We start from the raw sequence: 13,221 nt of genomic DNA, 5'->3' as shown, positions 1-13,221 counted from the left end.
GGCGCCCGTAACGCAATGGTTGCTGCGCTGTACAGGCGGTTTGCACGGGATTCAACTGCCCGTGCGCCCCACCTCACCGTGATCGGTCGTGACCGGACGTGACCGAGGCGACATCCCGGACGTTGATCCGGTCAACGACGCCCCAGGGAGCTCGCATGTCCGGACCGCACGACCCCGCCGAGCCGCCGTCCGGCACCCCCGAAGACGCCTCCCGGCCCCGGGACGGCGTCACCGAGCTGGTCCGCTGGGCGGCCTTCAGCTGTGTCCTCGTCCCGGTCGTTCTGCTCTGGTACGGCGCCTCGCTGGCCGGTGCCACCGGCACGGCCTTCGGTCTGGCCGCCGTCACGGGCGTCTGCCGCGTGCTGCTGCGCCGGTCGGAGCGCCTCGCGGCGGGCCCGGGCGCCGAGCCCGGCGCACTCCGGCGCGGACGCCGTCACGGGGCCGGCCCCGAGGCGCGCGGGGGCGGGCGGCGGACCGGGGAGAACACACCGGTCGGCTGACCGGTTTCCGCGCACGCGCCCGCTTCTTTTCAGCCAACTTCTGTCCATGGCGCATCCCCTGCCCGAACCACCCCCCAACCCCCGTTCCACCTGCACGGAAAGGGTCTCCACGACCCTGCGCACCCTACGGGGATTGGCCACTGCCACAAGGCGCACTTCCCTGCGACGCGCGGGAGTGCAACGCTTCGTGATCGAATGCTTCACGCCAAGTTGCCATGTCGACAATGTCCCAAGTGCCGAACCGGCCAACTCGGCGCGGCGGGACACAGTAGATTCGATCTTGACTGTCTACGGCGGGGGACTCGTGCAGGACCGAGGGGAAACGTGCAGGAGCGACACAACCGAGGAGCCGCGACCACCGAGGGGGGCTTAGCAGTATGAGCCACGACTCCACTGCCGCGCCGGAAACCGCGGCCCGGAAGCTGTCCGGGCGACGCCGCAAGGAGATCGTCGCGGTGCTGCTGGTCAGCGGCGGCCCCATCTTCGAGAGTTCCATCCCGCTGTCGGTGTTCGGGATCGACCGCCAGGACGCCGGAGTGCCGCGCTACCGACTGCTGGTGTGCGCCGGCGAGGAAGGCCCGCTGCGGACCACGGGAGGCCTGGAACTCACCGCGCCACAGGGCCTGGAGGCGATCTCCCGGGCCGGCACCGTCGTGGTGCCCGCCTGGCGGTCGATCACCTCGCCGCCACCGCAGGAGGCGCTCGACGCCCTGCGCCGGGCACACGAGGAGGGCGCCCGCATCGTCGGGCTGTGCACCGGCGCCTTCGTGCTGGCCGCCGCGGGCCTGCTGGACGGCCGCCCCGCCACCACGCACTGGATGTACGCGCCGACGCTGGCCAAGCGCTACCCGTCGGTGCACGTCGACCCGCGAGAACTGTTCGTGGACGACGGCGACGTGCTCACCTCCGCGGGCACCGCGGCCGGCATCGACCTGTGCCTGCACATCGTGCGCACGGACCACGGCAACGAGGCGGCCGGAGCACTGGCCCGCCGCCTGGTGGTCCCCCCGCGCCGGTCGGGCGGCCAGGAGCGCTACCTCGACCGGTCTTTACCGGAGGAGATCGGCGCCGACCCGCTCGCCGAGGTCGTCGCCTGGGCCCTGGAGCACCTCCACGAGCAGTTCGACGTGGAGACGCTGGCGGCGCGCGCGTACATGAGCCGCCGCACCTTCGACCGCCGCTTCCGCTCGCTGACCGGCAGTGCGCCGCTGCAGTGGCTGATCACCCAGCGGGTGCTCCAGGCGCAGCGCCTGCTGGAGACGTCCGACTACTCGGTGGACGAGGTGGCGGGCCGCTGCGGCTTCCGCTCGCCGGTGGCGCTGCGCGGCCACTTCCGCCGTCAGCTCGGCTCGTCCCCTGCCGCCTACCGCGCCGCGTACCGGGCGCGCCGGCCGCAGGGCGACAGACCGACGGACGGCGAGGGCGGCGGCACCGGTGCCACCCGCGCCTCCGCGGCGGCGGAGAACGGGCAGCAGCCGGCCGCTCTCCAGCCGGACAGCCCGGTGCCGTTCCAGACCCGCCGCACGGCGCCCCCGCTGCCGGCCACGGCGGCAAGCCTTCCGGGGCCACGCAGCGCGCCGTGAACCTCTGAACGCCGGACGGGCAAGATCAGCCCGTCCGGCGTCCGGCGTTCGCGGACGGGGCCGCCCGGCCCGAAAGCGCGGGCCCGGATGCGGCAGCCCCGGCCGCACCCGCGCCGACGCCGGGCAACCCGGTGAACAAGGTCACGCACACCCCGGCTCACCCCCCGGACGGGCGCCGTAGGGTGTTCGCATGAACGATCGCATGGTGTGGATCGACTGCGAGATGACCGGCCTCTCGCTGTCCGACGACGCGCTCATCGAGGTGGCCGCCCTCGTCACCGACTCCGAGCTGAACGTGCTCGGCGAGGGCGTGGACATCGTCATCCGCCCGCCCGAGCGGGCCCTGGAGACCATGCCGGAAGTGGTGCGGCAGATGCACACCGCGTCGGGGCTGCTCGCGGAGCTCGACGGCGGCACGACGCTGGAGGACGCCGAGGCGCAGGTCCTGGCGTACGTGAAGAAGTACGTCAAGGAGCCCGGCAAGGCCCCGCTGTGCGGCAACTCGGTGGGCACCGACCGCGGCTTCCTGCTGCGGGACATGCCGACGCTGGAGGACTACCTCCACTACCGGATCGTCGACGTCTCCTCCATCAAGGAGCTGGCCCGCCGCTGGTACCCGCGGGCGTACTTCAACAGTCCCGAGAAGAACGGCAACCACCGCGCGCTCGCCGACATCCGCGAGTCCATCGCCGAGCTGCGCTACTACCGGGAGGCGGTCTTCGTCCCGCAGCCGGGCCCCGACTCCGACACCGCCAAGGCGATCGCCGCCAAGCACGTCCTGCCTGCTCAGTAGGCAGGACGGGGGCCGTTCGGGGGCCACCCGGGTGCCCTCGGACAGGGGCGCGGCGAAAGGCGTGCGCGAGCACCCCTTCGGACCCTGTACACTTTTTCTCGGCCGGTCGGGGAAACCCACCAAAGGTTTCCGAGCACCGGTCGTGGTGGGTGTAGCTCAGCTGGTAGAGCACCTGGTTGTGGTCCAGGAAGTCGCGGGTTCAAGTCCCGTCACTCACCCTGACACATCAGCCGGTGGCCTTCGCGAGAAGGTCACCGGCTGATTGCGTTGCGCCACGGGCCCGGCCGGGTCAGGACGACGCGCGCTCCACGAGCTCCGTCGCCAGCACCGCCTGGTGCCGCTCCAGTCCCCGGGACGCCGCCGGGCGCCGGTCGGCGATCTCCGTCAGCAGCAGGTCGATCATCGCGCGGCCCATCTCCTCGATGGGCTGGCGGACGCTGGTCAGCGGCGGGTCCATGTGGCGGGCGATGGCCGAGTCGTCGTAGCCGACCAGTGCCACGTCGTCCGGGATGCGCCGGCCCTTCTCGCGCAGGACCTGCCGGGCGCCCGCCGCGGTCACGTCCGAGGCGGCGAAGACGGCGTCCACGTCGGGGCAGCGGTGCAGCAGCTCCGCCATCGCCCGGCGGCCCCCCTCCTCGGTGAAGTCGCCCGCCTCGATCAGCCGGTCGTCGGCGGCGTGGCCCGCGTCACGCAGGGCGTCACGGTAGCCGTCGACGCGCCGCTGGGCGCCGTAGACGTCGAGGCGGCCGGTGATGTGGGCGATGCGCCCGCGGCCCCGGGACAGCAGGTGCTCGACGGCCGAGCGGGCACCGCCGTAGTTGTCCGAGTCCACCGACGCCAGTGTCTCCGTGGCCGAGCGGGGGCCGCTGATCACCGCGGGGATCTCCAGCTGGGTCAGCAGGTCGGGCAGCGGGTCGTCGGCGTGCACCGAGACCAGCAGGACGCCGTCCACCCGGTGCGCGGCCAGGTACTGGGCGAGCCGCTGCCGCTCCCGGTCGCTGCCCGCGAAGATCAGGAGCAGCTGCATCTCGGTGTCGGACAGCTCGGAGCCGACGCCCTTGAGCATGTCCGAGAAGTACGGCTCGTTGAAGAACCGGGTCTCCGGCTCCGGCACGACCAGGGCGATCGCGTCGGTGCGGTTGGCGGCCAGGGCACGGGCCGCGGTGTTCGGGACGTAACCGAGTTCCGCGACCGCCGCCTCGACGGCCGCCCGGGTCGCGTCGCTGACCCGGGGCGAGCCGTTGATCACCCGGGAGACCGTCCCCCGGCCGACGCCCGCGCGTGCCGCCACCTCTTCGAGGGTGGGCCGGCCACCGCTCCGCCCACGCGCTCCGTGGCTTGCCATCGGCTCCGCCTCCCGTCGACACCCCGCACTCTGCGGCTGGCCTGGAATTTAACAGGCCGGTCCGATGTGACGACCGGCCACGGGCCGCCGCCCACTGCGCGGCGGACGATCTCCGCGAGCTTCCCGGCCTCCAGTTAACAGGCCGATAACTGAACGCACTTGGTCGCGTCTGCTCCCTTGACACCCCCGCCCGGACCGACGACTCTTCAACACATCACTTGTGGGAGCGCTCCCACACTACCTGGCACATACACATCCCGCACGTTCCCCGCCCGAGCCGCAGCGTAGAACGAACACGAAGTAACGGGCCCAACAGTGCAGTTGGCCGGGGGGTCGTACGTCAGGGCAACAGGAGGACGCAATGCGAGCAGCACGCACAGGAACCGCCCGCAGGGCGCTGGCCCTCGCGGCCGTCGCGTCGCTGGGCGCCGGGCTGCTGGCCGGCTGTGCCGACGACGGCGGTGACGACTCCGGCTCGTCGTCGGGCGACAGCAGCGGCAAGACCACGATCACCCTGGGACTGTTCGGCACCATGGGCTTCAAAGAGGCCGGCCTCTACGAGGAGTACGAGAAGCTCAACCCCGACATCAACATCGAGGAGAACGTCACCGAGCGGAACGAGAACTACTACCCCGCTCTCGTCAACCACCTCACGACCAACAGCGGCCTGCAGGACATCCAGGCCATCGAAGTCGGCAACATCGCCGAGGTCGTGGGCACCCAGGCGGACAAGTTCGTGGACATGTCCAAGGTCTCGGGCGTGAAGAAGAGCGACTGGCTGGACTGGAAGTGGCAGCAGGCCACCACCAAGGACGGCAAGACCGTCGGCCTCGGCACCGACATCGGCCCGATGGCCATCTGCTACCGCAAGGACCTGTTCGAGAAGGCGGGCCTGCCGACCGACCGCGAGGAGGTCGGCAAGCTGTGGGCGGGCGACTGGGACAAGCTCGTCGAGGCCGGTGAGCAGTACAAGAAGAAGGCCCCCAAGGGCACCTACTTCATGGACTCCCCCGGCGGTCTGATCAACGCCGTCCTCAGCAGTGAGTCGGAGAAGTTCTACGACTCCTCCGGCGAGGTCGTCTACAAGACGAACCCCGCTGTCAAGGCCGCCTTCGACCTGACCGCGAAGGCCGCCGAGGAGGGACTGGTCCAGTCGCAGACGCAGTTCCAGCCGGCCTGGGACCAGACCATCGCCAACAGCAAGTTCGCCACCGTCGTCTGCCCGCCGTGGATGATCGGCACCATCAAGGGCAAGTCCCAGCCGGAGGCCGCCGGCAAGTGGGACGTGGCCGCCGCGCCCAAGGCCGGCAACTGGGGCGGTACCTTCCTGGGCGTCCCCAAGAGCGGCAAGAACGTGGAAGAGGCCCAGAAGCTGGCCGCCTGGCTGACCGCGCCGGAGCAGCAGGCCAAGCTGTTCGCCGTGCAGGGCAGCTTCCCGAGCGCACCGGGGGCGTACTCCATGCCCCAGGTGACGGGGGCGAAGAACGAGATGACGGGTGACTCGCCGATCGGTGAGATCTTCGCCAAGGCGGCCGAGGCCATCCCGACCCAGGTGATCGGCCCGAAGGACCAGATCATCCAGCAGGGTCTGACCGACAACGGCGTCATCCTCGTCACCCAGGGCAAGTCGCCCAAGGAGGCCTGGGAGACGGCCACCAAGACCATCGACAACAACCTGGACCAGTGACCGGAATGGTGACCAGGCACGACACCGCCGCGTCCCCCACGAAGGAGGGGGGCGCGGCCCCGGGCCGCCCCCCGGCCGAAGGGGCGTCCGCCGAGGCGGCGAAGAAGCGGGCCCGGCTCTCCCGCCGCTGGCAGCGGGACATGCGCTGGAGCCCGTACGCGTTCATCTCGCCGTTCTTCCTGCTGTTCCTGGCGTTCGGCCTGTTCCCGCTGGTCTACACCGGCTGGGCCTCGCTGCACCAGGTGGAGCTGACGGCGCCGACCGACATGTCGTGGGTGGGCCTGCGCAACTACACCCGCATCTTCGACGACGACTTCTTCTGGAACGCCGCGAAGAACACGCTGACGATCGGCATCATCTCCACGGTGCCGCAGCTGCTGATGGCGATGGGCCTCGCGCACATCCTCAACTACAAGCTGCGGGGCTCGACCTTCTACCGGGTCGTCATGCTGGCCCCGTACGCCACGTCGATCGCCGCCGCGTCCCTGGTCTTCGTACTGCTCTTCGGCCGCGACTACGGGATGATCAACTGGGCGCTGGGCTTCGTCGGCATCGACAACATCGACTGGCAGAACGACCACTGGGCGTCGCAGTTCGCGGTCTCCTCCATCGTGATCTGGCGCTGGACCGGCTACAACGCGCTGATCTACCTGGCCGCGATGCAGGCGATCCCGCAGGACCTGTACGAGTCGGCGGCGCTGGACGGCGCCAACCGGTGGCGGCAGTTCATCCACGTCACGCTGCCCTCGCTGCGTCCGACGATCCTGTTCACGGTCGTCGTGTCGACCATCGGCGCCTCGCAGCTGTTCGGCGAGCCGCTGCTGTTCGACGCCAACAAGGGGGCCTCCGGCGGTTCCCAGCACCAGTTCCAGACGCTCGGCCTGTACCTGTACGAGCAGGGCTGGGTCAACCAGCACCTGGGCCGTGCCTCCGCGATCGCCTGGACGATGTTCCTGATCCTCATCGTGATCGGGATCGTCAACTACGTCATCTCGCGCCGGCTGCGCGCCAGTAGTTAAGGAGAACCGGCCGTGACGACGACCCTGACGAAACCCCCGGCCGGGCCGGTGCCCGAGCCGCCCCGGCGGACGCGGCGCCCCAAGGCGGCCCGCGCCGGCGGGCAGATGCACGCCGGGCCGATCGCGTACATCATCCTGGCGCTGTTCACCATCGGCTCGCTGTTCCCCCTGGTGTGGACGGCGATCGCCGCCTCCCGCGACAACCAGCGCCTCGCCCAGACCCCGCCGCCCCTGTGGTTCGGCTCCAACCTCTTCGACAAGCTGGAGATCGCCTGGAAGGACGCCAACCTCGGCGAGGCGTTCCTCAACACCACCATCGTGGCCGGTGTCTCGGCGCTCACCATCGTCTTCCTGTCGACGATCGCGGGGTTCGCCTTCGCCAAGCTGCGGTTCAAGGGGCGCAACGCGATGATGCTGATCGTGGTCGGCACGATGATGGTGCCGCCGCAGCTCAGCATCATCCCGCTGTACATGATGGTCGCCAAGCTCGACTGGACCGACCAGCTCCAGGCGGTGATCTTCCCGTCGCTGGTCAGCGCGTTCGGGGTGTTCTTCATGCGGCAGTACCTGTTGCAGGCGCTGCCGGACGAGATCATCGAGGCCGCGCGCGTCGACGGCGCGAGCAGCTGGCGGGTGGTGTGGCACGTCGTGTTCCCGGCGGCGCGGCCCGCTATGGCCGTGCTGGGCATGCTGATGTTCGTGCAGACGTGGAACGACTTCCTGTGGCCGTTCCTGGTGCTGACGCAGAACGGCAACCCGACCGTGCAGGTCGCGGTGGCGGGCCTGGGCCGCGGCTACACCCCCGACCAGTCCCTGATCATGGCGGGCGCGCTGCTCGGCACGCTGCCGCTGCTGCTGGTCTTCGCGGTCTTCGGCAAGCAGATCGTGGGCGGCATCATGCAGGGGGCCGTCAAGGGCTGACATCCTCCGGGGCCGGGCCACCGACGCTCCGGCCCCGCTTCTCCCCCATCCCCTCTTCCTCGCTTAGGTCGTCGGTCTTCCACGACCCGCTACAACCCGCTATGGGAGCGCTTCCATGCCTGAGTCCGCTGCACCGGTGACCCCGGTGACCTTCCCCCCCGCCTTCCTCTGGGGCGCCGCTACCTCGGCGTACCAGATCGAGGGCGCGGTACGGGAGGACGGCCGTACCCCCTCGATCTGGGACACCTTCAGCCACACGCCGGGGAAGACGGCCGGCGGCGACACCGGTGACATCGCTGTCGACCACTACCACCGGTACCGCGACGACGTGGCGCTGATGGCGGAGCTGGGTCTGAACGCCTACCGTTTCTCCGTCTCCTGGCCCCGGGTGCAGCCGACCGGCCGCGGTCCCGCCGTCCAGCGCGGCCTGGACTTCTACCGCCGGCTGGTCGACGAACTGCTCGGCGCGGGGATCAAGCCGGCCGTCACCCTCTACCACTGGGACCTGCCGCAGGAGCTGGAGGACGCGGGCGGCTGGCCCGAGCGGGACACCGCGTACCGCTTCGCCGAGTACGCCCAGATGGTCGGTGAGGCGCTCGGCGACCGCGTGGAGCAGTGGATCACGCTCAACGAGCCCTGGTGCAGCGCCTTCCTGGGGTACGCCTCGGGGGTGCACGCCCCCGGCCGCACCGATCCGGCGGCCGCGCTGCGGGCCGCGCACCACCTCAACCTGGCGCACGGCCTGGGGACGGTGGCCCTGCGGTCGGTGATGCCTGCCCGCAACTCGGTGGGGCTCAGCCTCAACACCTCGGTCGTGCGGCCGCTGTCGCAGCAGCCGGCGGACCTGGCGGCGGCCCGGAAGATCGACGACCTGTCCGGCGGGATCTTCCACGGCCCGATCCTGCACGGCGCCTACCCGGAGTCGCTGTTCGAGGCGACGGCACCGGTCACCGACTGGTCGTACGTGCGCGACGGCGACCTGGCGGCGATCCACCAGCCGCTGGACGCGCTGGGACTCAACTACTACACGCCGACGCTGGTCGCCTCCGCGACCGGGGAGTTGCCCGGGCCGCGTGCCGACGGCCACGGGGAGAGCGACCACTCGCCGTGGCCCGCCTCGGAGGACGTGGCGTTCCTGCAGACACCGGGCGAGCGCACGGAGATGGGCTGGACGGTCGACCCGACCGGTCTGCACGACCTGATCATGCGCTACACCCGTGAGGCACCGGGCCTGCCGCTGTACATCACCGAGAACGGCGCCGCCTACGACGACAAGCCCGAGGCCGACGGGAGCGTCCACGACCCCGAGCGCGTGGCCTACCTGCACGGTCACCTCTCGGCGGTCCGCCGGGCCATCGCCGACGGCGCGGACGTCCGCGGCTACTACCTGTGGTCCCTGATGGACAACTTCGAGTGGGCGTACGGCTACGGGAAGCGTTTCGGCGCGGTCCACGTCGACTACGCCTCCCAGGAGCGCACACCGAAGTCGAGTGCCCACTGGTACGCCCGGGCGGCGCGCACCGGGACGCTGCCCCCGGTCGAGTAGAGGGCCACCGCCGACGAGGGAACCGGGGGCGGGGAGGGGCGCGGCATCCGACGGGGGTGCCGCGCCCCGGGCGTACGGGGTGAAGGGCTAGTTGTAGGCGGCGAACGCCTTCGAGAAGGCCGACTTCTCCTGGACGATCGAGCTGCAGGTGGGGTCCGCCTGCGGCTTGGCGCCGCCCGGGCACTGCTGGTCGCGGGTCGCGGACCACATCGACAGCCGGCCCAGGCCCTTGCTCTCGGCGAACTTCACCAGCTGGGCGGCGTCGTCGACCCGGAAGACCTCGGACACGACGTCGTTGACGCCGATCATCGGGGTGACGGCGACCGTCTTCCAGGCCGCGCTGTCGGAGAGCCCGAGGACGCTCTTGATCTGCGCCTGGGTGGCGGTGGCGGCCTGCTCGGCGTAGGTGCCCATGTCGCCGCTGTACGCGGGGCCGTAGTCCATCGCCATGATGTTGACGGTGCCGATGCGCACGCCGCCCGCCTCGGCGTCGGCGAGCAGGTCGACGCCGGCCTGGGTCAGGCCCTCGGGCATGACCGGGAGGGTGAAGGAGACGTCCAGGCCGGGGTGCTGCTTCTGCAGCTCGGCTATGGCCTGGGCGCGGCGGGTGTTGGCCGTCTTGTCGGGCAGCGCGCCGCCTTCGACGTCGAAGTCGACCTTGGTGAGGTCGTAGGCGTCCACGACCTTGCCGTAGGCCGCGGCCAGCGCGTCGGCCGAGGAGCACGTCGTCGCCAGCTCCGAGCCGGCCGCGCCGCCGAAGGAGACGCGGACGTCGCCTCCCTGCGCGCGCAGGGCGCCGATCTGGGACGCCACGGCGTCGCTCGCGAGATCGGTGACGCCGCCCCACTTCGGGGTGCAGCCGCCGCCGTCGGTGACGAAGGCGAGGACGTAGTTCTTCACGCCGGTGGCCTCGGCGTTCCCGACCAGGTCGAAGGCCGGGTAGAGGGAGGTGTCGACGTACGGGGCGAAGCCGGCGCCGGTCGCCGTGCCGCTGCCGGGGGATTGCGACGGTGTGGCGGTGGGCGCCGGGGTGGTGGCCGTGGCGGTCGGGGCCGGCGTGTCCGGTGCCGAGGCCGTCGGCGTCGGAGCCGGGGACTGCGTCGGGCGGCCGCTGGGCTCGGGGACGGCGCCGTCGTCCGCCGAGCACTCGACGTCGTCGACGGTGCAGCCGGTGGGGTTCGCGGTGCCGTTCACGACGAAGCCGACGGTGACGGACTCGCCGGGCGCCAGTCCGTCGGTGTCCCACTTCGGCGGGGTCACGGTGACGTGCTGCCCGCTGACACCGGACTCGGCGTTCCACAGTGAGCCGAGCCGGGATCCCGCGGGCAGGTCGAACTCCAGCGTCCAGTCCTTCTTCGCCTGCCCGCCGTTGTTGGTGACGACGTACTGCGCGGTGTAGCCCGTGGACCAGTCGCTGGTCCTCGTGTAGGCCGCCCCGACTCCGGCGGCCTGGGCGGTCCCGGTGAACAGCAGCGCGCCGCCGCCGGCCACGGCCGCGGCGACGAGACCGCCGATCGCCTTGTTCCTGCCACTGATCCTGCGCCGGTGCGTACGCATCACGTGCCTGCCTTCGCTGCTTCCTGGGGGACCCGAGGTGGGTGGGACGCGGCAGCACGCTAGCGATGCGGAATCGGGCAAAGCGCCTGATGCGGGCGGCGGTTGGCGATCTTAGGGTGCGCTTAAGGAAGGGATCGGGACCGATTAAAGGTCGAGGCCGGCCGGGGTTGCCGACGGCGGCGCACGGCCCCGCGGTGCCCGCGCCGCACGGGTGCGGCCCGCCCGTCCAGCTGGATCCAGATCCGTACCTCGGTCCCGCCGAGGACGGAGGAGCCGATCCGTACGTCACCGCCCGTCGACTCCGCGAGCCGGCGCACGATGTCCAGGCCGAGCCCGGTCGACCCGTCGCTGCCTGAGCCCCGGCCGCGCGCCATCGCCGCCTCCGGGTCGGGTATGCCGGGGCCCGCGTCCGACACCAGCACGATCACCGCGTCCTCGCCGTTGTGCACGTCGACCGCGAAGGCCGTGCCCTCCTGGGTGTGCCGGAAGACGTTGCCGAGCAGGGCGTCGAGGGCCGCGGCCAGGTCGGCGCGGGCCACGGGTATGCGCACCGGCCGGTCGGCGCCGGCGACCCGCCACTTGCGGCCCTCGTCCTCGGCGAGCGCGGACCAGAACGCCATCCGCTCGCGGACCACCTCGGCCGCGTCGCACCCGGCGCCGGGGCCGGCCGCGGCCGTCTGCGGCTTGGCGTCCCGCGCGGTCCGGATGATCGTGTCGACCTCGCGCTCCAGCTGTTCGACCGCGGCCCTGGTCTGGTCGGCGGCCGGTCCGTCGCCGAGCGAGGCCGCGTTGAGCCGGAGCACGGTCAGCGGCGTACGGAGCCGGTGGGAGAGGTCGGCCGCCAGTTCCCGCTCGTTGGCGAGGAGTTGCACGACCTGGTCGGCCATGGAGTTGAACGCGACCGCCGCGAGGCGCAGTTCGGTGGGCCCCTCCTCGGGCACCCGGGCGCCCAGCTTGCCCTCCCCCAGTTCGTGCGCGCCCTCGACCAGGCGCTGGGCGGGCCGCACCATCCGTACGCCGAGCCGGTCGGCGACCGCGACCGATCCGACGATCAGCGCGGCGCCGACGGCGGCGAGCACCGCCCAGGCCGTGCCCACCCCGTTGGTGACCTCGGACTCGGGGACGTACACCTCGACGACGGCGATCTCGCCGGAGCTGAGCGCGACCGGCTGGAGCAGCGTCGAGCCGCCGGACACCTCCGTGGTGGAGGCCCGCCCCAGCTCGCGCACGGCGGCGATGTCCTCGTCGGTGGCGCGCTGCCGGCCGATGTCGACTCCGGCGCCCTGGGCGCCGGAGGCCGGTATGTGCACGGCCATCCCGGCGTCCGAACCGGCGGAGGCGACGACCCGCGCCAGCTGGTCGCGGTCGGTGGTGATGGACAGCGCCGGGGCGACGGCGGCGGCCTCCCGCTCGGCGCCCGCGAAGGCGCGGTCCCGGGCCATCTCGCGGATCACGAGTCCGAGCGGGACGGCGAAGGCGACCACGACCATCGCGGTGACCGCCAGCGACACCTTGACCAGCGCCCACCTCATCGCGACGGCTCCGCGCCGGGAGAGTCGGGGAAGCCGGGGGCATCCACGGGGGGTTCGAGCTTCACCCCGACGCCGCGCAGGGTGTGCAGATAGCGGGGCCGGGCCGCGGTCTCGCCCAGTTTCCGCCGCAGCCAGGACAGATGGACGTCGATGGTCTGGTCGTCGCCGTAGGACTGCTGCCACACCTCGGCGAGCAGCTCCCTGCGGGGGACGACGACGCCGGGCCGCCGGGCGAGGAAAGCGAGCAGGTCGAACTCCCGGCGCGTCAGGTCCAGTCGCACGCCGTCCAGTTCGGCCTGGCGGCGCAGGGGGTCGACGGTCAGTCCGCCGACCCGGACGACGGTCGAGGGCGGTGCCTGACCGCCGCCGGTCCGGGCCCGGCGCAGTACGGCCGCCATCCGCGCCGACAGGTGCTCGACCGAGAAGGGCTTGGTGAGGTAGTCGTCCGCCCCGGCGTTCAGCAGCCGGACGATCTCCGCCTCGTCGTCCCGGGCCGTGGCGATGATCACCGGTACGTCGGTGATGCCGCGCAGCATCTTCAGGGCCTCGGAGCCGTCGAGGTCGGGCAGGCCGAGGTCCAGGATCACCACGTCGAAACGGAGATGCGCGACCTCGCGCAGCGCCTCCAGTGCCGTGCCGACGCTGCGCACGGTGTGCGCGGCGTCGGTCAGGTGCCGGATGAGCGCCGAGCGTACGAACTGGTCGTCCTCGACCACGAGCACACTTGCCATGCGCCGC

11 protein-coding genes and 1 tRNA gene are annotated in these 13,221 nt (G+C 71.6%); 8 read left to right on the top strand and 4 right to left on the bottom strand.

Annotated elements, in window-relative coordinates:
• Nucleotides 1-155: 155 nt before the first annotated feature.
• From IE260_RS05130 to IE260_RS05115, 4 genes are all read left to right on the top strand, one after another.
• The gene (locus IE260_RS05130) at nt 156-500 is read left to right on the top strand and encodes a hypothetical protein (protein WP_189869252.1); all 345 of its coding nucleotides are present in this window, start codon (nt 156-158) and stop codon (nt 498-500) included.
• A 377-nt stretch (nt 501-877) separates the two neighbouring features.
• Nucleotides 878-2,083, top strand: a complete 1,206-nt coding sequence (locus IE260_RS05125) for a helix-turn-helix domain-containing protein (protein ID WP_189869251.1) — start codon at nt 878-880, stop codon at nt 2,081-2,083.
• 190 nt (nt 2,084-2,273) lie between these two features.
• Entirely contained in the window at nt 2,274-2,876 is a 603-nt protein-coding gene (gene orn, locus IE260_RS05120) for an oligoribonuclease (RefSeq protein ID WP_189869250.1), read from the top strand.
• A gap of 145 nt (nt 2,877-3,021) precedes the next feature.
• A tRNA-His gene (locus IE260_RS05115) sits at nt 3,022-3,094 on the top strand.
• A gap of 71 nt (nt 3,095-3,165) precedes the next feature.
• Here IE260_RS05115 and IE260_RS05110 read toward each other — a convergent pair.
• The gene (locus tag IE260_RS05110) at nt 3,166-4,221 is read right to left on the bottom strand and encodes a LacI family DNA-binding transcriptional regulator (RefSeq protein ID WP_189869249.1); all 1,056 of its coding nucleotides are present in this window, start codon (nt 4,219-4,221) and stop codon (nt 3,166-3,168) included.
• Nucleotides 4,222-4,582: 361 nt separating this feature from the next.
• Between IE260_RS05110 and IE260_RS05105 the strand changes: the two genes are divergently transcribed.
• The 4 genes from IE260_RS05105 (at nt 4,583) to IE260_RS05090 (ending at nt 9,394) form a co-directional block, all read left to right on the top strand.
• The gene (locus IE260_RS05105; RefSeq protein ID WP_189869248.1) at nt 4,583-5,908 is read left to right on the top strand and encodes an ABC transporter substrate-binding protein; all 1,326 of its coding nucleotides are present in this window, start codon (nt 4,583-4,585) and stop codon (nt 5,906-5,908) included.
• Between the two features lie 5 nt (nt 5,909-5,913).
• Entirely contained in the window at nt 5,914-6,927 is a 1,014-nt protein-coding gene (locus IE260_RS05100; RefSeq protein WP_189869418.1) for a carbohydrate ABC transporter permease, read from the top strand.
• Between the two features lie 12 nt (nt 6,928-6,939).
• The gene (locus IE260_RS05095) at nt 6,940-7,848 is read left to right on the top strand and encodes a carbohydrate ABC transporter permease (RefSeq protein ID WP_189869247.1); all 909 of its coding nucleotides are present in this window, start codon (nt 6,940-6,942) and stop codon (nt 7,846-7,848) included.
• A 115-nt stretch (nt 7,849-7,963) separates the two neighbouring features.
• Complete coding sequence (locus tag IE260_RS05090; protein WP_189869246.1) at nt 7,964-9,394, top strand: GH1 family beta-glucosidase; 1,431 nt, start codon at nt 7,964-7,966, stop codon at nt 9,392-9,394.
• A gap of 87 nt (nt 9,395-9,481) precedes the next feature.
• Here IE260_RS05090 and IE260_RS05085 read toward each other — a convergent pair whose 3' ends face one another.
• From IE260_RS05085 to IE260_RS05075, 3 genes are all read right to left on the bottom strand, one after another.
• Nucleotides 9,482-10,951, bottom strand: a complete 1,470-nt coding sequence (locus tag IE260_RS05085) for a glycoside hydrolase family 18 protein (protein ID WP_189869417.1) — start codon at nt 10,949-10,951, stop codon at nt 9,482-9,484.
• 122 nt (nt 10,952-11,073) lie between these two features.
• Nucleotides 11,074-12,483: a sensor histidine kinase gene (locus IE260_RS05080; protein ID WP_189869245.1), complete on the bottom strand. Its 1,410-nt coding sequence runs from the start codon at nt 12,481-12,483 to the stop codon at nt 11,074-11,076.
• Nucleotides 12,480-13,214, bottom strand: coding sequence for a response regulator transcription factor (locus IE260_RS05075; RefSeq protein ID WP_189869244.1), 735 nt, complete (start codon nt 13,212-13,214; stop codon nt 12,480-12,482). The genes IE260_RS05080 and IE260_RS05075 overlap by 4 nt, the downstream gene beginning before the upstream one ends.
• Nucleotides 13,215-13,221: the final 7 nt, after the last annotated feature.

Source organism: Streptomyces viridiviolaceus (assembly GCF_014650995.1).
Classification (GTDB): domain Bacteria; phylum Actinomycetota; class Actinomycetes; order Streptomycetales; family Streptomycetaceae; genus Streptomyces; species Streptomyces viridiviolaceus.
The sequence above is the reverse complement of the archived record's forward strand: the minus strand, read 5'-3'. Positions and strand labels throughout refer to the sequence as shown.

Excerpts from the sequence above, each read along its gene's own strand:
- IE260_RS05130 (WP_189869252.1), top strand. The coding sequence starts at position 156 with ATGTCCGGACCGCACGACCCCGCCGAGCCGCCGTCCGGCACCCCCGAA.
- IE260_RS05125 (WP_189869251.1), top strand. The coding sequence starts at position 878 with ATGAGCCACGACTCCACTGCCGCGCCGGAAACCGCGGCCCGGAAGCTG.
- orn (WP_189869250.1), top strand. The coding sequence starts at position 2,274 with ATGAACGATCGCATGGTGTGGATCGACTGCGAGATGACCGGCCTCTCG.
- IE260_RS05110 (WP_189869249.1), bottom strand. The coding sequence starts at position 4,221 with ATGGCAAGCCACGGAGCGCGTGGGCGGAGCGGTGGCCGGCCCACCCTC.
- IE260_RS05105 (WP_189869248.1), top strand. The coding sequence starts at position 4,583 with ATGCGAGCAGCACGCACAGGAACCGCCCGCAGGGCGCTGGCCCTCGCG.
- IE260_RS05100 (WP_189869418.1), top strand. The coding sequence starts at position 5,914 with ATGGTGACCAGGCACGACACCGCCGCGTCCCCCACGAAGGAGGGGGGC.
- IE260_RS05090 (WP_189869246.1), top strand. The coding sequence starts at position 7,964 with ATGCCTGAGTCCGCTGCACCGGTGACCCCGGTGACCTTCCCCCCCGCC.
- IE260_RS05085 (WP_189869417.1), bottom strand. The coding sequence starts at position 10,951 with ATGCGTACGCACCGGCGCAGGATCAGTGGCAGGAACAAGGCGATCGGC.
- IE260_RS05080 (WP_189869245.1), bottom strand. The coding sequence starts at position 12,483 with ATGAGGTGGGCGCTGGTCAAGGTGTCGCTGGCGGTCACCGCGATGGTC.
- IE260_RS05075 (WP_189869244.1), bottom strand. The coding sequence starts at position 13,214 with ATGGCAAGTGTGCTCGTGGTCGAGGACGACCAGTTCGTACGCTCGGCG.